This is a genomic window from Agriterribacter sp. (genome assembly GCF_035497235.1).
Taxonomy (GTDB): domain Bacteria; phylum Bacteroidota; class Bacteroidia; order Chitinophagales; family Chitinophagaceae; genus Agriterribacter.
Genome location: NZ_DATJEB010000052.1, coordinates 120,123 through 143,155, shown reverse-complemented (window position 1 = coordinate 143,155; position 23,033 = coordinate 120,123). Strand labels below are relative to the sequence as shown.

The 23,033-nt window shown below is 43.6% G+C and carries 13 protein-coding genes; 7 read left to right on the top strand and 6 right to left on the bottom strand.

Annotation, left to right across the window (positions count from 1 at the left end; genetic code table 11):
* Positions 1-78: 78 nt before the first annotated feature.
* The 6 genes from VL121_RS18805 (at position 79) to VL121_RS18780 (ending at position 10,561) form a co-directional block, all read left to right on the top strand.
* Positions 79-3,120: a SusC/RagA family TonB-linked outer membrane protein gene (locus VL121_RS18805; protein ID WP_325408151.1), complete on the top strand. Its 3,042-nt coding sequence runs from the start codon at positions 79-81 to the stop codon at positions 3,118-3,120.
* Between the two features lie 33 nt (positions 3,121-3,153).
* Positions 3,154-4,752 (top strand): RagB/SusD family nutrient uptake outer membrane protein, encoded by a 1,599-nt coding sequence (locus VL121_RS18800; protein ID WP_325408150.1) that lies wholly within the window; start codon positions 3,154-3,156, stop codon positions 4,750-4,752.
* 20 nt (positions 4,753-4,772) lie between these two features.
* Positions 4,773-5,603: a phytanoyl-CoA dioxygenase family protein gene (locus VL121_RS18795; RefSeq protein ID WP_325408149.1), complete on the top strand. Its 831-nt coding sequence runs from the start codon at positions 4,773-4,775 to the stop codon at positions 5,601-5,603.
* A gap of 75 nt (positions 5,604-5,678) precedes the next feature.
* The gene (locus VL121_RS18790) at positions 5,679-8,018 is read left to right on the top strand and encodes a hypothetical protein (RefSeq protein ID WP_325408148.1); all 2,340 of its coding nucleotides are present in this window, start codon (positions 5,679-5,681) and stop codon (positions 8,016-8,018) included.
* A 74-nt stretch (positions 8,019-8,092) separates the two neighbouring features.
* On the top strand, positions 8,093-8,842 hold the full coding sequence (locus VL121_RS18785) for a RagB/SusD family nutrient uptake outer membrane protein (RefSeq protein ID WP_325408147.1): 750 nt from the start codon (positions 8,093-8,095) through the stop codon (positions 8,840-8,842).
* Between the two features lie 48 nt (positions 8,843-8,890).
* Complete coding sequence (locus VL121_RS18780) at positions 8,891-10,561, top strand: hypothetical protein (RefSeq protein WP_325408146.1); 1,671 nt, start codon at positions 8,891-8,893, stop codon at positions 10,559-10,561.
* Between the two features lie 115 nt (positions 10,562-10,676).
* On the opposite strand, the gene VL121_RS18775 is transcribed toward VL121_RS18780, so the two are convergent.
* The 4 genes from VL121_RS18775 to VL121_RS18760 form a co-directional block, all read right to left on the bottom strand.
* Complete coding sequence (locus VL121_RS18775) at positions 10,677-13,046, bottom strand: right-handed parallel beta-helix repeat-containing protein (RefSeq protein ID WP_325408145.1); 2,370 nt, start codon at positions 13,044-13,046, stop codon at positions 10,677-10,679.
* A gap of 80 nt (positions 13,047-13,126) precedes the next feature.
* Positions 13,127-15,844, bottom strand: a complete 2,718-nt coding sequence (locus tag VL121_RS18770) for a hypothetical protein (protein ID WP_325408144.1) — start codon at positions 15,842-15,844, stop codon at positions 13,127-13,129.
* A 100-nt stretch (positions 15,845-15,944) separates the two neighbouring features.
* Complete coding sequence (locus tag VL121_RS18765; protein WP_325408143.1) at positions 15,945-16,205, bottom strand: hypothetical protein; 261 nt, start codon at positions 16,203-16,205, stop codon at positions 15,945-15,947.
* Positions 16,206-16,281: 76 nt separating this feature from the next.
* The gene (locus VL121_RS18760; RefSeq protein ID WP_325408142.1) at positions 16,282-16,638 is read right to left on the bottom strand and encodes an iron chaperone; all 357 of its coding nucleotides are present in this window, start codon (positions 16,636-16,638) and stop codon (positions 16,282-16,284) included.
* A gap of 161 nt (positions 16,639-16,799) precedes the next feature.
* On the opposite strand from VL121_RS18760, the gene VL121_RS21805 reads away from it, so the two are divergent.
* Entirely contained in the window at positions 16,800-19,100 is a 2,301-nt protein-coding gene (locus tag VL121_RS21805; RefSeq protein ID WP_325408141.1) for an NADP-dependent malic enzyme, read from the top strand.
* Between the two features lie 9 nt (positions 19,101-19,109).
* On the opposite strand, the gene VL121_RS18750 is transcribed toward VL121_RS21805, so the two are convergent.
* Positions 19,110-21,572, bottom strand: coding sequence for a TonB-dependent receptor (locus tag VL121_RS18750; RefSeq protein WP_325408140.1), 2,463 nt, complete (start codon positions 21,570-21,572; stop codon positions 19,110-19,112).
* Between the two features lie 134 nt (positions 21,573-21,706).
* Entirely contained in the window at positions 21,707-22,684 is a 978-nt protein-coding gene (locus VL121_RS18745; protein WP_325408139.1) for a diaminopimelate dehydrogenase, read from the bottom strand.
* Positions 22,685-23,033: the final 349 nt, after the last annotated feature.

Below are 23,033 nucleotides of genomic sequence, written 5' to 3'. Positions count from 1 at the left end.
AAAAATGTTAGTTAAAAAATAGATCCCCGATAAGTTTATCAACTCTGTTAATTTTTTAATCAGCTTAAATCAAATTAAATGTTAAACGATTATTTGCCATCCAGGTTTTTTCGCAAGCCTTTGCTGGTGCTTGGAGTTATTTTGAGTTTCTGTATAACAGCATTTGCGCAGCAACAACTTACTGTGAGCGGAAAAGTAACGAATATCAAAGGCGAAGTGCTCCCCGGTGCAAGTGTAAATATCAAAGGGAGCAGTACCACTGTTTTAACCAATAATAGTGGCGAATTTGCTATTTCCTGTTACAGCAATAGCATTTTAATTTTCTCCTATAGTGGGTTTGAACCACAGGAAATTTCGGTGAACAATGCCACAAGTTTAGATGTGCAATTGCTCGAGGCACAGGGGGTATTAAGCGAGGTAGTAGTTACAGCGCTGGGCGTGGAGCGAAAGTCGAGCCAGGTAACCTATGCTACACAAAAAGTAACCGGATCAGAACTTACAAAGGTTGCGGAAACGAACTTTATCAATACAATCTCCGGAAAAGTATCGGGGGTAAGCATCTATAGGAATGCATCAGGAGTAGGAGGTTCTGCTAAAGTATTAATCCGGGGTAATAAATCTGCCCAGGGAAATAATCAGCCATTGTACGTAATCAATGGTGTACCTATGAGCAACTTTGCCAGCGAGAGCATCAACCAGTCTTTTTCGAGTTTTGATGGTGGCGATGGTATATCGAACTTAAACCCTAATGATATTGAAAGTATTAATGTGCTGAAAGGTGCATCGGCTGCAGCATTATATGGAAGCAGGGCTGCCAACGGTGTTATATTAATAACAACAAAAAAGGGCAAGAGTGGTATTTCCACTATTGATTTTTCTTCAAGTTTCAGTATGGACAGGGCTGCCTACCTACCGGAGTTTCAAAGCTCATTCGGTCAAACTGCCCCGGGATCGGAAGAAAGCTGGGGTGAAGCGATAACAAATGCGCCCGATAATATTTCCGGATTTTTTAAGACGGGTAAAACATGGATAAATTCCATTGCGCTTTCCTCCGGCAATGAAAATATGCGTACCTATCTTTCTTATTCACATACAAAGGGCAATGGTATCCTGGAAGATAATAAGCTTACCAGGCACAATCTCTCCATAAGAGAAACGGCAAAATTCTTAAAAGATAAATTAAGCATTGATGCCAATTTAAATATTATAAGCCAGCACATGCACAATCCACCCATGAGCGGATTTCAGGCAACGCAATTGTATGGACTATATAGCTTTCCCAGGGGATTAAGTATGGAGCCTTATAAAAATTTTGAAATATTTGATTCTGTTAGAAATGTAGGCACTCAAAACTGGCCATTTATTACGGCGTCAAACCAAAACCCCTACTGGGTAGCGAACAGGAACCTGTTCGATAATAAGCGCAACAGGACAATGGTAAACCTGGTGGCAAAATATGATATTACGGACTGGCTGAATCTGCAGCTCCGCGGAAATATGGACAAGACCAACGATGTAAACACCCGGAAGTATTACGTGGGAACGGCTGTAGCTTACGGTGGGCCGAATGGCGGGTATAACCTTTTAAACAGAACGCTTACTGAATATTATGGAGATGCAATTTTAAATGCGTCAAAATCTTTTGATAAAATAAGTTTAAATGTGCTGGTAGGTTCCAGTATCACAGATACCCGTACCAATGGAGAGTCTGCCGGATCTACCCTGCTTTATATACCGAATGTTTTTACCATTCAAAATATGAATCCGTTAAATGGCGGCTATGCAAGTTCTCTTTCTGATGGACGGCAACAATTGCAGGCAGTTTTCGGAAGCGCCAATATTACCTACAACAATTGGTTGTCGCTTGATGTGACAGGAAGGAATGACTGGTCATCCAATTTAAGTTTTACCCCGAACGGATCGTACTTCTATCCATCGGCAGGTTTAAGCGTTCTGTTGCAGGAAGCGTTGAAGCTACCTGAAGTAATTTCCTACGCGAAATTGAGAGGCTCTTATGCTGTGGTGGGAAATACCGTTCCATTATATGTTACTAACCCGCAGAATTACCTGGATGGCAGGGGTAATGTAAATTTCAATAACAAAACACCATTTACTGATTTAAAACCCGAAAAAACAAAGTCGCTGGAAGTAGGAGCGGAGATGCAATTGTTCCGGAATCAGTTTAGCGTTGATTTTACGTATTACAAAACAAACACGATTAACCAGTTCTTTTCCATTGCTGTTCCCCCGGGTACAGGGTATAGCCTGCGTTACATTAATGGTGGCGATATTCAAAATTCAGGTGTTGAAGTTACCCTTGGTTATACATCATTGCCCGGAACATTGCTGAGGTGGAACAGTGCGGTAAATTTTTCAACCAATAAAAATGTTATAAAGCGTTTAGCCACGGAGGTGGAGCAGTTTGTACTTACCAGCGATATCAACAATTATTATTCTATTCTTAAAGTGGGTGGTTCTTATGGCGACCTGTTTGGCCAGGTAGTTAAGAGAGATGAAAAAGGAAGAGTTGTTATTGATGCAGACGGTAAGCCCGTAATACAATCCGGAAGCCCGGCATTTGTGGGCAATTCTAATCCTAAATTTAAGTTAGGCTTTAACAACAATTTCAGGTACAGGAATTTCCTTTTAAGCTTCTTGGTAGATGGAAGTTTTGGCGGAAAAGTAATGTCTCTTTCGGAGCAGGTGTTTGACGGGCTGGGAATATCTAAAGCAAGTGGCGAAGCCCGGTTGAACGGAGGTGTAAAAGTGAATGGTGTTACCGAAGGAACAGAAACTTCCGTAACTTCTGTGGATGCCCGGAAATGGTATCAAACTGTAGGCGGTATCCAGCATGCAACAGGAGAATACATGTATGATGCTACCAATGCAAGGGTGCGTGAAATTTCATTGGGATACGCTATTCCTTCCACAGTGCTGAAAGACGGTTTTTTCAAAACTGTGAAATTCTCATTGGTAGGCAGGAACCTGGTATACCTGTATAAGAAAGCACCATTTGATCCTGATATTATTTTTTCAAACGGTAACGGATATTCAGGCGTAGAAATATTAAGCCTTCCCGCCACGCGCAGTTTTGGCTTTAACCTGAATGTTACATTTTAACTGTTTAACCAATTCATACTTAAATTAAGCATAATGAAAAATTACAGATATAGTTTCATTAATAGTAAAGCTTGTGCCCTGGTAGCTTTATTGTTGATGATGAATGCATGCACAAAAGATTTTGAATCATTCAATACCGACACCAACAGTATTTCGGATGAACAGCTAAAAGTTGATTTTAATAATATAGGCGCATTTTTCCCAAGCATACAAAATGCCTTTACCGTAAATAATATGATCCCCATGGATATAGGGGAGTTTTTAACGGGTGGTACTTTTGCCGGTTACTTCATGTTTCCCAATCCCGGAGCCAACAATACCAATTATTCTATGCTGGAAGCATGGGCCGGGTACGGAATGTTTGGTGTAGGCTACAATGCAGTGATGTCGCCCGTAAATGAAATAAAACGGCGGGGTGCGGAAGCTTCTGCTCCCGATTTCTGGGCGGTGGCGCTTATCCTTAAAGTATACGGGATGCATAAAGTAACGGATATTTACGGACCTGTGCCTTATACTAAATTTGGACAGGGTGGCACTACGGTTCCCTATGATAGTCAGCAGGAAATTTACAATGCCTTCTTTAGTGAGCTTGATGTAGCGTCAAAGGCATTACAGGACTATATAGTGAAGTTTCCGGGCGCAAAGCCATTCAGTAAGTTTGATAATATTTATGCAGGCGATTATTCGCGGTGGCTGAGGTTTGCCAATTCCTTAAGGCTCCGGTTAGCAATGCAGATCGTAAAAGTAGCGCCGGAAGTTGCCAAAACGCAGGCTGAAAAGGCGGTTGATCCGTTAAATGGAGGCGTATTCACCTCTAATGAACACAATGCCTTTGTAAAAGGCGGGAGCAATGCGCTGTATATTGCCTCCCAGATTTGGGGAGATATAAGAGGAAATGCCGCGCTCATTTCCTGCATGAATGGTTATAGCGATCCCAGGTTAAGTAAGTACTATGATCCTTCAACAATAGTACCCGGTGAATATGTGGGGATAAGAACAGGAAGTAACATACAGGCAAGAGGCGATATGCTCAAATTTTCAAACGTTGCTGCAGGGAGTTTTGTTCAGGCAACACCTACGGAATTAATGACAGCGGCGGAAGTATATTTCCTTCGTGCTGAAGGCGCGTTACGTGGCTGGAATATGGGAGGAACTTCCGTAAAAGAATTGTATGAAGAAGGTATTAGTACTTCCTTAACACAATGGGGTGTAGGTGGAGATGCACCTGGTTATATTAATAATGATATTCGCAAACCGGCAAATTACACCGATCCTTTGCTCCCTGCTCAAAATGCGCCTGCCATATCTGATCTTTCTGTAAAATGGGATGAAGCGGCTACAAATGAGCAGAAACTCGAACGCATTATTATTCAAAAATGGATATCTGATTTTCCGGATGGAACCTGCGCCTGGTCAACTTTCCGGAGAACAGGATACCCCAGGCTTTTCCCGGTTGCTGTAAACAACAGCGGAGGTGAGATTTCCACTGCTATTCAGATTCGCAGGATGAATTATCCCGGGTCAGAATATGTAACCAATGCCGCCGAAGTAGCCAAAGGGGTAACGTTGCTGGGCGGTCCCGATCACGGAGGTACCAGGCTATGGTGGGATATTGCAGGGCCGAATTTTTGATAAGCGATAAACCGTATATTATGAGTTACTTTAAATTAAATGAGCAACAAATCAATGCGTTTAATAAAGACGGGTATCTTATTGTTAGAGGAGGTCTTACAAACGAAGAAACCATAAAGCTGTCTGGTATTGCACTGAATGATGCTATTATCAAAAAAAACGCGCTTGATCTGAATGACAGTTCCGGAAGAAAAACACGGCTTACATCGTGGTATACACCTGGTAATGACGCCTATGGATTACTCACCAAAAGCAGGAGAATAATAGAATCGGTTGATAAACTATTAGATGGAGAAGCACCTGTTTGCCACTTTCATAGTAAGCTGATGCAGAAAGAGCCAAAAGTGGGTGGAGCCTGGGAATGGCACCAGGACTATGGCTATTGGTATAAGAACGAATTTTTATTTCCGGACCAGATGATATCGGTGATGATTGCCATTACTGATGCCAATAGGCAAAACGGATGCCTGCAGGTAATAAAAGGCTCGCATAAAATGGGGCGTGTAGAGCACGGCTTTTCAGGTGAGCAGGTGGGTGCTGCTCAACATTATGTTGACCTGGCATTAAAAACGATGGAGTTGGTGTATGTAGAATTGAAGGCAGGTGATGTGCTCTTTTTTCATAGCAATATCCTTCATCGCTCAGCGGCTAACCTGTCTGATACCGCCCGGTGGTCTTTGATTTCATGCTATAACCGTGCCGATAATAAAGCCTATAACGAAGCTTCATTATCTCACATCACTCCAATAGAAATGGTACCGGATGAAGCGCTCCTGGAGTGGGACGGGGAGGCTATTGCCGGCAATGCTGATTTTGTAGGAAAGGAGCATGTGCATAAAGCAGATATCTGATGGACCGGGAATGGAACAAATGAATTAGTTATAACGTATTAAACCGAAGGCTGGATCTGTATAACAATTTTAGCAATGGATAATAAACAAAAAAACAACAGGATCGTTTGTATGAACGCCTGCGTAGTTGTAATAGCAATGCTGCTTACTGTTTTGGTTGGATGTCAAAATAGCAATAGTGCTGCTGATCCCAATGCAATAGTAAGATCAACGCGGATAGAATTGCCGAACCAGGACAGCAATATTATCAAAACTTCATGGCCTTCTATTGGATGCTGGTTTTGGTTTCAGGAAGAATTTGAAGGGGAGGGGTATAAAAGATTTATAGACCTGCATGAAAAATATTCTCCTTTTGAATTGCTCTCCACCAGTTTGCGCTACCCCGGCGATTTAACAGATCCGAAAGTGCATGACCAGATAAAAGCCGCATCATTGTATGCGCGCAGTAAAGGAATAGGTTTGGTGATGGATTTAGATATCCGCCTGGCGCGGGATAGCTTTAAGGAAAAATATCCCGATGAACTGCAGCAAATCATCCTGTTAAGAGAATTTCCCCTGAATAAAGCCAATACGGCTGCTCTTGGCGTTAAAGCACAGGGATTTGATGACCATTACACGTATGGCAGAAACCCCTATGAGCCTGTGGCTACAAAAGTACTGCGGGTATACAGTTATAGCAAAGAAGGCGGTTTAATTCATTCCGGAACGGTAAAAGATATAACGGCAGCCGCTACTTCTAACGCAACAAAAGACAGTGTACATATTACTGTTGATTTTGATGAAGCAGACAGAGGGAAGACTGCCTGTGCGCTGGTTGCGGTTACTTTATATACGCCGGATGTATTTGCCCCTCATATATTATCTTATCAGCGCGAAATACTGCAGCAATATGCCGATGCTTCGCTGGCAGGCGCCTGTAAGGATGAATGGGGCTTCCCGGGCAGGTTTACCCCTAAAACCAATGATCTGTGGTACTCCTCTTTTATGGCGAAGGCGTATGAACAACAGCGGAACGGCAGAGATTTACTGAGAGATATGTTGCTGATGACTTATGGTGAAACAGGTGCGAAAGCAGATAGGATAGCCGCCGTAAATCATTATATGGAAATGTACTGGAAGCGAAATGGTGAAATAGAAACGGATTATTATCATGCTATAAAAGAAATATTCGGTAACAACGCCATGTCAGGCACACACCCTACCTGGTTCCCGTTCCCGGATAACAGGGAGATTTTTAAAAACGGCTTAAGCTGGTGGGTTTCCAAAAGAGATGTTGCGCAAACAGATGAAGCTACTCCCTTTAGCATAAGAACATCGCTTGCAAAAAAAATGTGGAGCCCGTTATGGTTCAATATGTATTACGACAAGGATGTGAATGTATATCATAAAGATATCTGGAGGGCTGCTTTGGCAGGGGGCCGTTTGAACTATCATCCATTGTGGCCGCATCCGATTGATAAGCTTACCACCTCTTTGTTGGAAGACAGTCTGATGATTGCAGAAAGCAGGGTGAAATTGTTAAATTACATTTCTGCAGCATCGCCCGATTGTCCTGTAGCGGTAGTATTCGGTCATCCGGCAGCGCTTAACTGGAACGACGGCGCATCTTTTGCAGATGTAGGACTTCCTATTGCCAACGGTTTGTGGAAAGAAGGATATTATACGGATTTAATTCCCAGCAGCGAAATCGTAAACGGGTCGCTGAGAATAAATGCTGACGGTAAGATTCAATATGGTCAGCAACAATATGAGGCCGTAATTTATTATCATCCGGAATATGATCAGGAAACAGTTGCAGCATTTTTTAATAAAGCGGCTGTTGCAGGTAAAACCAGTGTATACAGGGTGGGGGAATGGACGGTCAATTATAACGGACAACCATTTGATGGTATAGCGGCAATGGGTAATGCTGTTAAAAAGGTAGATACGCTTTCCGCGGTTACATCTGCAATAGCAGCATTGCAGGCTAAAAATATTCTTCCTCAAACCAAAGGCGATGTACACACCGTTGCCGGTTTCCCTTCATCTGTAATGCCAAAGGCAAGCGGGCAGCTCCGGTTAATTGATGGAACGCTTATTGTTATTTCCGGTGAGCATAACCTGATGGGAGATTCCATTAATCAGTCATTTCAGGCAAATGGTCATGCCGTTTATTTTGACGCGGTAGGCGTTGCAGCAGTACGATTAGACAAAAAAGGAGAAGTAGAGGCGTTGGCCGGTGGCGGACTGAAATCTTTTAAGACCCGGCATCTTTCCTTTGAGTTACCCAACCGTACAGACCTGGTATTGTTTAAGGAAAATGGGAGCTGGCGGGGAATAGTTCAGGGCTTTAACGGGCCATTACCGGAGGCGCTGACCAACATTACAAAGAACTGGGTACGGTTGAAATGGCCGGAACAATATAAACCTCAGTAACACAGAAAAGTTTCTCATAAGCAGTTAGTTTTGGTAGAGCCCCTATTTCTATAGGGGCTATTTTTGTGTGCAGCATGAGTTCAAAAGATTTTGTTGAAACTTATTTATGTGCAGATGGACTTCCCATTGGTATAAGTCCTTTGTACCAGGGCGATACAGATTTTGGTGATGAGTTTATAAACAGGGATCCGAGAATGCGTCAGACTGTCTATAACAGTGATCGTCCTTATCGTATATACGATGACGGATATGTCAATTACAAACCTTTGCCGGAGTTTGATTTTCTTTTTTGTCCTACCAGTTATTATATTATAAAAGGATATTCTCCTTATGAAAGAGACCGGCAGGAAGGCCAGGGTGTTATTGATCATTTCATTTACCGGTACGGGCTTATTTTGGTTAGCTATGCCGAGGCAAAAGCGGAGTTGGGTGAATGCGACCAGGATGTACTGGATAAATCAATCAATTTATTACGGAGCAGGGCTGGTATGCCGGCTATGACTGAAACTATTGGATTTGCTGATCCGAACTGGCCCAATTGGGAAGTGCCGGTATCACCATTAATCAATGAAATAAGAAGAGAGCGCAGGATAGAATGTTGTACAGAAGCAACCCGTTTTGATGATTTAGTAAGATGGAAAGCCGGTAAATTGTTGGAGAATAAAAAAACCTATCTTGGCGCAAGAGACCCCGGCACATCAGCATACAGGGTACTTTACGCCGGATTCGAAAGAAAATGGAATGATAAGTTGTACCTATATCCTTTACCCCTGCAGGAAATCACCTTGAATCCTGATCTCGATCAGAATCCGGGTTGGAAGTAGCGTACTTTTATTGAACTTGTATTAATAAGCATATTTTAAAGTAACGATATGAAAGAACTTTCTTTAAAAATCCTGCAAGCGCTTTTTTTACTTTGCATATCATTGTATGGATTTAGCCAGGTGCAAACAGTCAGAATTATCGTGCCTAAAGGAGCTGGTACAGTAATTGAAAACACGAAAAGAATCCTGGAAACACAGATTACCCGCAGGGCTGATGTTAAAATAGTAAAAGACGGCAGTGCGCAACTTACAATAGAGCTAATTAAAGAAGCTGCAGACCTTCCCGAATCTTACAGGATATCAGATAAAGGAAAAAGTCATATTCAGATAGCAGGGGCCGATGGACCAGCCCTGCTGTATGGCGCAGGAAGGTTTTTAAGAACCTCCCGCTATGGCAGCAACGGTTTTACACCCGGAAGCTGGCGCGGCACTTCTACACCAAAAGGTAAAGTCAGAGGCATGTATCTTGCCACCCATTTTAATAATTTTTATGAAGCAGCGCCCATCGAAGACGTTCAGAAATATGTAGAAGAATTGGCGTTATGGGGAATTAACAGCCTGGTTATTCATTTCGCTAACTGGCAGTTTACTGCATTCAATGATATTGATGCGCAAAAAACGCTTACGCGGTTCAGGCAAATAATGGGTATTGCAAAAGCGTGTGGAATGAAAGTGGGATTATTACAGGTGCCTAACCAGGGGTTTAAATTTACAAAAAATGAATTTTTGAACACTCCTGTGCCTGATGAACTGGGCCGGAGAGGTCATTTTGGTGTAAACCTGAACCCGTCAAATGTGCAGGCAGACAAATTACTAAAGGAAAACTGGGCCTATTTATTAGATCAGTTTAAAGATATTGGTTTAGACCTTATGGTTTTCTGGCCTTATGACGAGGGAGGATGCGGTTGTGATCAATGCTGGCCATGGGGCGCCCGCGGCTATCCAAAATTATGTAAAGCGCTTGCCGGTATTACTGCACAAAAATTTCCTGGTATCAACATCGTGTTGTCTACCTGGATGTATGATACACCGCCTGCAGGAGAGTGGGAAGGGCTGACAAAGTTTTTGAGCAAAGGGAATAACTGGCTTCACTATGTTATGGCCGACTCCCACGAAGATTTTCCCAGGTATCCGTTAGATAAAGGCGTTCCGGGGAACTTACCGCTTTTAAATTTTCCGGAGATCAGCATGTGGGGACAGGGTCCCTGGGGCGGCTATGGCACCAACCCATTAACTAACCGGTTACAGCGTTTGTGGAACCAAACGGAGCATAAAGTATCCGGCGGCTTTCCTTATTCAGAAGGGATTTACGAAGACCTGAATAAAATAATTTGCGCGCAGCTCTATTGGGATGGAGACCGGCAGACATCGGATATTGTGAAAGAGTACATTGCCTATGAATACTCGCCGGATGTAGTGAATGATGTAAGCCGGGCAATTGAAATCCTTGAAGCCAATCACAGCCGTAAACAAATTAAGGCCAATGCTGTTGAAGCTTTTAATCTTGTGCAACAGGCAGAACGCAAATTAACCGCACAAACGCTGAAGTCATGGCGTTGGCGCATATTGTACCTGAGAGCCTTAATTGATCGTGAAATGTTTGAACGTGGTGGAAAGCTGGAAGGTGAAGTATTGAAGTCAGCGTTTAATGAACTCACAGAAATTTACCATGCGCAAAATGCACATTCAATGCCCATACGGCCGCCGGTAATTCAATAGTGTGCTTTATTGTCGCATGTCCTGGCTTCCTGTGGGCAGTAAAGACTTTAGGCAGGCACCGTCCACGGCAAACCCGCCCTGGCTGGTGTCTTACCAGCCAGCGACTGAAATAGTATTACCTGGTTTTAAGTATTATGTGTACTAATTGCTGATTACGCATAACCGTAACCGGTATTTGACCTGTCCAGTTCAGTAACTGATAGGCATCCATCAGTTGCTTTATATCTGTAATGGTTTTGTTGCCGGCGGTGCGAATAACATCTTTGTTTAGTAACCCCGATAACGATAAAAGACTGTTATGCCCAGCCAACAGGATAATAACGCCTGTTTCATCCGGAAGGCCATAGGCCGAGCGGTCTCCCAAACCATCAACAGATTTTATACTGCCTCCGAGGAATGACACCGCAACCGATTTATCTTCTAATCCTGCATCTGTAATCAATACAGGTAGCTGTGGCTGTAAGGCTATTTTTTTAAGAGAAGGTTTTTTTACGCCGAATGCATTCATCGGAAAATTCCTGAACCCTGTTTTAAGTGCCGGGGAATTAGCCGCAACTGTATAATCGCCCTTTGAGGGGTCAGTAAATAACGGATCTCCTGCCAGGCTGTGTATGTCCGTTCCCCTGCTTTGCGCATCATGCAACGCGGTGCTATCGGGAAATAAATTGTAGTCACTACTTTTCCCCCAGTCGTCCACCTGTATAGGGGCGTATTTTTTCATCACAATATTTCTTTCAAATACATCGCCGCTGTTCTTAAACCATACATGCGGATGAAAGGAGTTATTGATCATGATATTATTCTCCACTACCCGGTAAAAACCTTCCCGCAGCTTAAGTCCGCCGTTTAAACAAAGATTATTGTAAATATGATAGTTCGATGAACCATCATCCAGGTCAATATCCCAGCCATGATCACAGCGGAAACGGTTGTTGCGGATAATGGTTTGTTTTTGCGCATCCAGCAAAATCAGTTCCGGATGTATTGTCACCAGGCTGTCCATATAATTCCGGTTGGGCGCCCAGAAGCGGTCGCGGCCCCAGGAATTAAAGGAACCATGATCCCCGGTTTCTCTCACGGTATTAAATACATCGTTGAACTCCAGTATATGCCCGCCAAAACAACCATCGCCAATATTTATTCCTGCCCTTGAAGTATGGTAAATGCTGTTATAACTAACAGTAATGGATGCAGCCACTTCTATCTGCACACCTGTTGCCTGCTTTTCAATATCGCCCAGGTCGTGCAGAAGATTATCGGTAACTATACATTCCTGCGGGAAGTTGCGGGTTAATGGCCCCGGCATTTTGTCCAACTGGTCATAAGGAATAAAGTTTTCGTACCGGAATGACGGGGAGCGCACCGCTTTGGTATCTCCTATAAAGCATACGGCATTAGCGCCGGTATTATAGATGTGACACCCCGTTACCGTATCTTTTTTATTGTAATTGCTGAACATAACAGCGTTACCTCCAACGCCTTCAAAAACACAATCCGCTATTTTGCAGTTTTCAGTTCCATCTAATAAAACAGCGCCGCCCCTGTATATCGTCCAATCGCTGCGCAGCAGCGGTTCTTTGGTATCCATAAACGTCCTTTCATTATGTGCAAAGTTCAGGTTGAGTAACTGCACATTTCGTAAAGGGTTGCTCATGCTTCCGCTTAATTCAATACTGTTTTTAAGTTGTGAAACTTCAATAAGTGCATTGTTCAGGTTTACTCCTTTTGACGGATAATAATAGAGCAGGTGTTTTGCTTTATCTAACCACCATTCCCCGGGTGCATCTAATTCTTCAAAAATGTTTTCAACAAAACGGTATGCTTTGTGCATTTCATTCGGACGGTTATTCTGCCACCCGCCTTCTAATTGCACATTCCCTCCGGCATCAACACCGGTTATACGATAATGAAACCCTCCCCACTCATACGCGTGCAGCGCATGTACATACCCGCCTTCCGGGTTTTTCCAGCGTTTTACCCTTTCGGGGGCTATGGCATCGGGAGCTGTTCCATGAAATGTTCTTACAGCGGAATCATAATTGGGGTAACGTGCCAGGGGTTGTAGTTTTTGATTGATGTACAATCTTTCAAAAGCAACACCTGGAGGAACGGTGGCTACATATATTCCGTTCTTATACGGTTTCCATTGAAGGCTCAGGCGTTTGCCCGCGCTAATGGTAACCGTTTCGTTGGCATACGCTTTTATTTGCAGCGAAGCAGGCGAAAATCCGGCGGCGTTAATTACAATGGTTTTATCTAAGTAGTAAACGCCCCGCCGCAGTTCAACCGATACCGCTTTATTTTTATTGTTATTGTTGCGCGAATGATCAATAGCGCGTTCCGGCGTTTTGAAAGGACGGGTAAATGTACCGGGATTATTGTCGTTACCATTGGGAGCTACATAAATTTTTACCTGCGTTAGCGCAGGTAAAGCCAGGAGCAAAAAACATAAACACAAAAAGGAATTCCTGTTGAGTTGCTTCATATAGAACCGGGTTTGTGATTATAAGTTAAATTAATGAAATACCCTGTAGGGCGCAAGATAAGACAAGTAGGGCTGTGCAGTTAACGGGCATCAAAATTTTCTATGTTCAGGTATTCGTATAACACGCCAAATCTTCCGGTTAAATCCGTTCCCTGCAGGATAATCAAATAACTGTTTTTACTTTCCGATGTGTAAAAAGAAACTTCGGCCTCTCCTTTTTCATCCGTGATGATATCGGGATTCCAATAGATCGTTGAGCGCAGGTCAGGAAAAACATTTTCCTCGTTGGTTGAAGTATACTTAGGACTGTAAAATTGTTTTGCAATAACCGGTACAAGCGGTTTATATAAATAAATACCCGGTGTTTTTTTCATAAAAGGACCCTCGCCGGTTTTAGTAGTTATTTCAATAAAAACCGGGGGATCCATAAAGTTGATTTTCATGGGTTCATAAAACTTAGACTGGTATGCTAAATTGTACTTTACACTTTTCATTACCTCTATTCCTTTCACATCCTCTGCGGAATAATACTGTAAAATATCAATAGGATCCATTTCAAACCAACCCAAATGCGTTCCGTCAATTACTATTTCTACCTTGCTTTTACCAATGGCGAACGGTGCGCCGCGTATCACGGGAAATCCCGGTATTTGCCTGCTTAAAACATGAAGCAGATCTTCTTTAGGTGTTGCATCTAAAATTTTTTCTGTAATTACCTGGTCGGCACCCCCATCTTCATTGAGATTTTTTGAGCCCTGTATTTTGCGTTTTGCATGTATCACTACTTCTTCGAGAAAATTGCCGTCTTTTTTCATTTGTTGCCATAGCAACTGCTGGTTTGATATGTATTTTCTTGATGCGGTATCAAATAACAGGTTATCCTGCCAGTACCTGGATATTTCGTTGGTGTAAAGCGGGTAGGTTTTTAAATTGACTGTTATGCCTACATTGAAAGCCTTATTTTTTTTATTCAGCGCCCTTAGCACCATTCCTGTACTGTCTTTTAGGAAGTAGGGGAATTTTTTAAATGCAAAAACGCCGGTATTATTGGTTATGGTATCCATAAAAAAAGAGCCATCGCTACCCACTTTACCAAACAGGGTTACATTTACATGAGCGAGTGGCTTATTGAAAGCATTGGTAACTTTTCCGGTAATGCTAAATTCCTGTTCCTTCTCAAAGGCAGGCTGCGGTATCTTCCAGTTGTAATTTACCCAGCCTTGTGTCAGCATCAGCGCTTCAGTGGCTTCGCTGTATGGGTTTTTGATGTAAAACCAGGGGTCTTCTATGTTTCCCTTCAAATCAGCGCTCAGCAGCATATAACTGAGAATATTTTCACAGTCGGCAGTAAATTTTACCTGGGCTGTATCAATTACAGCTATGGAGAAACTACCTGTAACGGGCGTTGCATTGGTGTTCTGTGACTTTATTTTTAATGAAACGCTGTCTTTTTGCTGGTATTGGGTTTTGTGCGGTGCTGCATATAGCCTGATGGTTTCATCGTGCCATACAAAGGTGATGCGTTCGTTTAGCGGATTCATGTTGCTGTTGTACAAAGTAAACTTTGTAATTCCCTGGGGAAACATGGCTTTCGCCAGCTTTACTTCGGCTTCTTTTTTTGTGAGGTTAATTTTTGCGCCGGCATAAGTAATGCCTCCTGAACGGCCGGCCAGGTAATAAACAGCAGGCGCCGGGCTTTGCGCGGCAATGATCTTAACAGTAATACTGTCGGTGTCTTTTTTATTGATAACCCGGAGACCTGTGCCTGATGCTTTTACTTCGGGCATATCATACACCAACCCGTTGCTAAGTTCTGCAATATATGTTTCCCCGGTTTTGGGCGTAAAGCGCACTATTCCCATTCCTTTATGAACAGACGCGAATTGTGCTACCGTATTGCGTCTGCTGTCTTTAATAACCCCGCTTACATCTACACCTTTTCCGAAAATGCTGATAGCTTTAAAGCCGGTATTTTGCTTTATGCCCGCTACCAGGCTGCCTCCTTCCGGCATAAACTGGAGATCAATTTGCGGGGTGCCTGAATTTCTAACGGGAATGCTTAGCTGTAAATTATTTTTTGATGCAATTTCCAGGACAATATTCCTGTCTGTGCTGATGGCTTTAAGCGTTGTATCAATATAAATGTTACCGTCAGCATCTGTAGCGGTTCTAAGCTTTAAATAATTTCTAAGGCCCGAACGAAGTCTCACCGTCACAGTGGTATAGGCAAGCGGCTCTGCGTTCCCACCTTTTAATACGGTATATAAAACAAACTGATTGTTGCTGAAATCAATTTTCCTGATATCTGCTTTCCATTGTTCCGATCGGGTATCAATTACTTTAAACCGGCTTTCAAAAAACAGGGAGTCGCCAAAGTTGCGCATCCAGTTGGTATAGGCTCTTAAAATGTAAGCGCCTTGCTTAAAATCATCCTGTGGCAAAGCAATACAACTGCTGAACAATCCGAAGAATACCGGAGCGCTGATTCTTTTGAGCACTTCGGTTTCTTCGTTAAGGATCTCAATATAAGCAATACCGGTATTGTCGGCGGGTTTGTGCCCGGCTGCATATAATGCATACCCTTTTAGCCAGATGGTGTCATTGGGCCTATAATAAGGCTTGTCGTAATGAATAAATATTTTTTCACGGGGAAATTTACCTGCTATGGTGTCGGGTGCAGACAGTTTGCTGACAAAGTCAGCAGGTTGGGCATAGGTTGTATTTGCAATGAAAGATAAAGCGAAAAAAAACAGGGCTGCTTTTATACCGGACTGAACAGTGCTTTTCACAGCTTTCATGCCGGGAAGATATAAAAAAGAACGAGAAACAAAAGCGAATGATCATCATTTTCTATGTTGCAGCAAATGCTGCATTCCGTGTGTCAAACAGCGTATCCTGTCATTCGTTGAACAGCCTGTCGTGAATATCTCCCATATCCTGCTCAAGCATACGGGTAAATTTGCTGAAGGCTGCATCGTTGCGTCTTATCCTGGCAAGTTCCTGCAAATCTGAAATCCTTTCATAATCAATGGAGGTATCAAAAAGCGTGGCCCGCTGTTCGAGGTCTTCCATATATTTATGTGTATCCAATGTTTTATATGTCATCTGCATACCCGAAAGCTCTTCAGGCGAAGGATCATAATCGAAAATGGTTTCCATAGCTGCAAAATAATATTTTTTTAAGCGGATAAGCCACGCACCCTGCACTTCATCTCAAATATTAAATTTCAAATTATCAGCTTCTGCTTTTTTCTTTCACCCTGAATTGTACTATTTGGGCAATTAAGCTATAAGGGATGGGTCCGCTGAGTGGAAATTGCACCGAGCCTTTACCTTGTTTGTATTTTGCCAGCTCAGCTCTAAATTGCTCATGCCCTGCCGGGGTGGCATAAAAGCCGATATGGGTTGTATAGCCCGCAAAATATACCAGCGGTTTTCCGTTCATTTTATAGGCAGGCATTTGGTAGCTGATGCCTTCAACCGCTTCCGGCGCGTTCTTCTTTATAGTAGCGCGTACTTTGTTTAAGATTACCTGTACATCTTGCGGAAACGAATGAATGTATTCGTCAACACTGGTAAAGCCGGTTTTCATTCTTGGAAGTGTTTCTGTTGTAAAAATGGTTTGTATACCAAGTTACAAAAGTTTAGCGGGAGTTAGCGGCGATCTTTGTTCCCTTACGGCAATGCCTGCACCGCTGAAACCGGGGCCTGGCTCATCATGTTTTACTTACCTTGTGTTGCAATTCTATTCATATGTCAAAAGAGCTGAGAAAACAACAGGCGCTGGAATACCATTCGAAAGGGAGACCGGGAAAAATTGAAGTAGTGCCTACCAAGGAAGCCAAAACGCAGCGGGACCTTTCGCTGGCCTATTCGCCGGGCGTAGCGGAGCCCTGCAGGGAAATTCAGCGGGATGTGGAAGCTGTGTATAAATACACGGCCAAAGGTAACCTGGTAGGGGTGATCAGCAATGGTACAGCGGTATTAGGACTGGGTGATATTGGCCCCGAAGCGGGTAAGCCGGTAATGGAGGGGAAAGGGGTACTCTTTAAAGTGTTTGCCGACATTGATGTATTTGACATTGAGATCAATGAAAAAGACCCGGAAAAGTTTGTGCAGATCGTACAATCGCTTGAGCCCACTTTTGGGGGCATTAACCTTGAAGACATAAAAGCCCCGGAGTGTTTTTATATTGAAAAAGCATTAAAGGAAAGCATGCATATCCCGGTAATGCATGACGACCAGCATGGCACGGCGATTATTAGCTCTGCCGCGTTGATCAATGCGCTTGAATTACAGGGTAAAAAAATAGACAAGGTGCGTTTTGTGGTTAACGGGGCAGGGGCTGCCGCCATGGCCTGTGTGCAGTTGTATGAAGCGCTGGGCGCTAAAAGCAGCCATTTTATCCTGTTCGATAAAGAGGGTGTATTGTACAATGGCAGGGCCGGGCTCGATGAAGTGAAACAACGTTTTGCTACTACCCGTAAAAAAGAACTCACCTTAGCAGAGGCGATGCAGGGCGCTGATGTATTTATTGGTTTGAGCGCCGCTAATACCGTTACGCCCGAAATGATCAGAAGCATGGCCAAAAAGCCGGTGGTATTTGCACTGGCTAACCCCGATCCGGAAATTACCTGGGAAGCGGCTACGGCTTCCCGTAAGGATATTATAATCGCCACGGGGCGCAGCGATTATCCTAACCAGGTAAACAATGTACTCGGCTTTCCTTATATTTTTCGCGGGGCGCTGGATGTAAGAGCCACACAAATCAATGAAGCAATGAAAATGGCGGCGGTAAAGGCATTGGCCCATTTAGCCCGAACGCCGGTACCCGATATTGTAACGCTTGCCTATGGTGAAAAAAACATGGTATTCGGTCCGCATTATATTATACCCAAACCCCTTGATCCGCGGCTTATCTCCACGGTTTCGCCCGCGGTAGCCAAAGCAGCTATGGAAAGCGGCGTTGCCAAACATGCAATTGAAGACTGGGAAAAGTATAAAATTGAATTAGACGGACGTTTGGGTAATGACAACCAGTTGTTCAGGGTAATAGGAAGCAAGGCCAGGAAAGATCCGCGGCGCGTGGTTTTTGCGGAAGCGGATAATGTGAAGATTTTGAAAGCCGCGCAAATTGTGCTGGATGAAAACATCGCGTATCCTATCCTGTTAGGTGAGGAAAAGAAGATAGCGAAGATTGCCCGTGAAAATGGCATTGACCTGGAAGGTCTGCAGGTTATTGATCCGCGGAGCGAAGAATGGGACAGAACACGGCACGAATATGCTGCGCTGTATTTCAAAAAAAGACAACGCCGCGGCATCAACCGTTATGAAGCGTCCAAGATCATGAAAGACAGGATCCGCTTTGCCTGTATGATGGTGAATACAGGAGATGCCGATGCGGTAATTGGCGGACTTACCCGCAATTATCCCGAAACGGTAAGACCTGCCCTGGAAATAGTAGGAACAGAAAAGGGCGTGAAGAAAATTGCGGGCATGTATATTATTGTTACCAAAAAAGGGCCTTTGTTTCTTGCCGACACTACCGTTAATTTTAATCCCACTTCGGAAGAGTTGGCGGATATTACGCTGATGGTAGCTAAAGAAGTAAGAAATTTTGGTATTATACCCCGTGTGGCGCTGCTTAGCTATTCCAACTTTGGCAGCAGCAATACCGCGGAGGCCATACTGGTTCGTAAAGCCAGGGAGTTGTTGAAGCAAAGAAGTCCCGACCTTATTGCTGACGGGGAAATGCAGGGTATTCTTGCTTTTGATAAAGATATCCTTAAGGAAAATTATCCTTTCAGCGAACTGGTAGATGCAGATGTGAACATATTGATATTTCCCAACTTAAGTGCGGGCAATATTGCCTATAACCTGTTGCAGGAACTGGGTGGTTTTGATACCATAGGCCCGGTACTGCTGGGTTTGGCCAAGCCGGTACATGTGTTGCAATTGGGCAGCTCTGTACGAAGCATCGTAAATATGGTGCTGATTGCAGTAGTGGATGCCCAGCAAAAATGCCCCGAAAGAAAGCCGGGTTCAGGTATTTAAAAAATGCATTTATTCCTGCTCCAGCGTTTCCTTTACCTTTTTCTTTGCCTGTCGCAGGCGGTAATTAAAGGAGAGGTTGGTTTGCCGCAATCTTCCCTGCGACATGTTCTCCGTATAAAAATTGGCGCCTTCGGTAATGGAGCGGTAGCGGCGCGAATTAAAAACATCTAAAACATTCAGCGTAAGGGTAGCTTTATCTTTAAGAATATCTTTACTAACTGCTAAATCCATTGTGGCCATAGATTTGCGCCTGCCCTGCGGCGTTTGTTGCGGTGCTTCATAATTGCCGCGAACCTGTATGTCCGTATTCTTCCACACCGTAACCCTCGACAGTAAACGCACGAGCCAGCTATACGTATCGCTTTTAAATTCATCATCGAGGTTGCTGCCATCGGTAATAGCACGGAAGAAATTAAAGCTGGCGTCTGTTTTCCACCAGGTAAAAGCTGAATAGGAACCGGTAAACTCCGCGCCAAACGAATTTTCTGTTGCCAGGTTTTGGGGAAGCGTAACCGAATTACCCTGCTCATCTACTCTTTTTACATACAATATTTTGCCTTTCGTATTCCTGTAATACAATGATGAACTGATGGATGCTTTATCTAAGTATTTGATATGTCCTATTTCAAAGGCATGCGTAAATTCAGGATCAAGATCGGGATTGCCGCTCCAGTAATTGCGGTTGTCGCTATAGGTCATAAACGGACTGAGATCGTTGTATTGCGGACGGCGTACCCTCCGGCTATAGCTTAGCTGTATGGCATGTCCCTGGGGCAAATCATAGGTGATATGCGCGCTGGGAAAAAAATTCAGGTATTTGCGCGGATTTACTTCATGGGTTTGTTTGAGGGTAGTGGTTACATGCGTGAGTTCGCCGCGAACCCCCAGTTGATAAGAGAATTTTTTAACCTTATTGCCTAATATAGCATACAGGGCATTGATGTTTTCTTTATATAAAAAATTATTGGTCAGGCCCGGTAATTCAAACCAGTTGCCGTTAGCGTCTTCTTCGGTTACGGTGTAATTATTGGTCATATTGCGGAAGCTGCTGCGCAGCCCGGCCTCTAACTTTCCTTTTTCGCCAAAAGGATGTATATAATCAATTTGGGTAAGGTACTGTTTTTCGGTTTCATCATTTACGGAGCGCTGCAATATAAAAGGTATATCGGTGTGGCTGCCATCGGGTTTAAAGCTTTGCTGACCGAAATATTGATCAGAGTTTTCCCAGTTATCCAAGTAGCGTACATCGGCGGTTAATTCCTGTCCCTGGCGGGCGAAGGTTCTTTTATAACTGAGCGCGTATTCCGAATTGGGTTCGGTTTCCGTTTCGTCCTGTGTGCGGTGCGTGATGCCGGTAAGGTTTTGTATAGTTGATTCGTAATCATGGTAAAAAATATCGGAGTAGCGTTTGCCCTTACTAATTCTGTAGGTATAGGCGGCAGTGAGTATATTTTTATCATCAAAGAAATAATCCAGTCCTCCCCTTGCATTATTGTACATGCCTTTTAAATGGTGCTCCATATTTTTGGTGGAGATAAACGTGCTGTCGTTGCGGTACAGTTCCTGGTACAAATCGTTCTTTCCCGGTGTATTGCGGTAGGAGGCGGAGTAATTAACGAAAAAATTAAAATCTTTATGCCGGTAATTGACGTTTGCTGCTAAACCAAAATTCTCAGGGTAGCCTGCCACTACGTCAAAAGAACCGTTGAAGCCTTCCTTGCGTTCCTTCTTTAATACAATATTAATAATACCGCTCATGCCTTCGGCTTCATAACGGGCCGATGGGTTGGTAATGATCTCTACTTTTTCTATCATGCTTCCCTGCAGTTGCTGCAATCCACTTCCCCCTTTTATGCTAACTAAGCCCGAAGGTTTACCATCAATTAATATCCGTACGCCGCTGCTTCCTCTTAAACTTACATTTCCTTCCACATCTACAGCCACGGAAGGAATATTGCTTAAGATATCTGCTGCTGTTCCCCCGGCATTAGCCAGGTCTTTGCCCACATTAAATATCTTTTTATCCAATGCCATTTCCATTGTGCTTTTTTCGGCTTGTATAAATACTTCTTCTAATGTTCTGGAAGCAGAGGTTAGCTGAATAACACCAAGGTCAAAAGGTGCGTTATCTGCTGTAAGCCTGATGACAGCGGTTTTAAAGGGTTTGTAACCGGTGAACTCAACCAGGGCATAGTAGGTGCCGGCGGGTGCCTCAATAGTGAAGTTTCCCGATTCACCGGTGGTAACTGCAGCAACTGAAGAACTGTCGTGTACCTTATGCAATTGCACCGTGGCATAGCCCAGTGCTGTATTGCTTTGCGCTTCTCTTACATTGCCGGTAATAGTAAGGCCCTGTTTTTTTTGTGCCTGCAGGGCAGGGGAGGCCAACAGGAAAAGAAAAAAGGAAAAGCTATGTATAATACAGGGTGAGGGTATCCGCACAAAAGGAGCGATGGTTCTTCTTTTAATCATGGCAGTTAAATGGCTGGTCAATATAAAGCAGGTTTAAGCATGTTGTTGCAAAGCATAAAATTAATCAAATCTTTGGTGTACCCCATCCGGCACTTACCTGTGGGTGGGTATCAGGTATTAGGTATCAGGTGTAATTATAATAAAGATTCGCGAAGCGCTTCAGGCGACTTTGAAGACAAATATCCCAAAGGAATGTCAAGCACGGTTCGGGCGCCTGTTTGGCCTTCTTTTGCCATTTTTCCCACCGCCCTTGCGTACGCCACTAAAACGCTGGCGGTAAATTCGGGATTGCTTTCTAAGGTCAGGCTAAATTCAATTCTTTGTTTTGATCCGTTTCCGGTAATGCCGGAACGGAATACAATACCTCCATGCGGCATACTGGAATGGTTGGCTTTAAGTTCGGCTTCGGTTATAAAATGAACCGTGGTTTGATACGCATCAAAATAATGAGGCATCTTTTTGATGGTATTTTCTATTTTATACAAATCGGCATCCTCCTGTGCAACAACATAACAAACCCGCTGATGTTTTTCGGATGTGGAAAGTTGGGGGTTTTCACCCGAGCGCACTTTTTCCATTGCCGTTTCTATAGGTATAGTATATTGAACGCCGTTTTTAACACCGGGAACGCGTCTTACCGCATCGGAATGACCCTGGCTCAAACCCTTACCCCAGAAAGTATAATCTTCCCCTTGCGGTAAAATACTTTGCCCGAGCAGCCTTGCCAGTGAAAACAATCCCGGATCCCAGCCGGTAGATATAAGGCTCAATGTTTTATTAGCGCTTGCCGATTCATCAACCTGTTTAAAATACGCCGGTATTTTTGCATGTGTATCAAAGCTATCAACGGTATTAAACATTGCTGAAACCATTGTCACCTGCTCCGGCAGGTCTTTTAAAGATCCCCCGCAAAGGATCATTACGTCAATTTTGCCCTTGTAATCTTCTATCTGATCAATAGCCACTATTTTTGACGTGCTGCTTAATGCAGCAGGTAATCTTCTTGTAAAAATAGCCACCAGCTCCATGTCCGGATTTTGCTTAATAGCCATTTCAACACCTTTTCCCAGGTTGCCATAGCCAACGATCCCAATGCTTAGTATAGTATTCAAGCTGTTTATCCTCCCTTTTATTGTTATGTATTTGTTTATTTGCTATAGAGCTATTTTCCATAGCTGCCTGCAAAACCGCAAATTAAGCCCAATAAAAAAAGGAGACCAAAAGATTTTTTTGTTTTGCCTGTGGACAGGTAGATTGTGAAATGTATAATAGGGGGTTGTTTTAAAAGTAATATTTTGCCGCGAAGGCCCGCCTGAACCGGACGGGCAGGCACGAAAACACGAAGAAAACAAATCCTGCAGATATGGACTTTGCGTCTCTGCCGGCAGGCAGGTTTGAGCCTTTGTGGCATATCTTCTACACCGGACCTTTTGACACGGCCTCCCCGGGGGGAGATACATA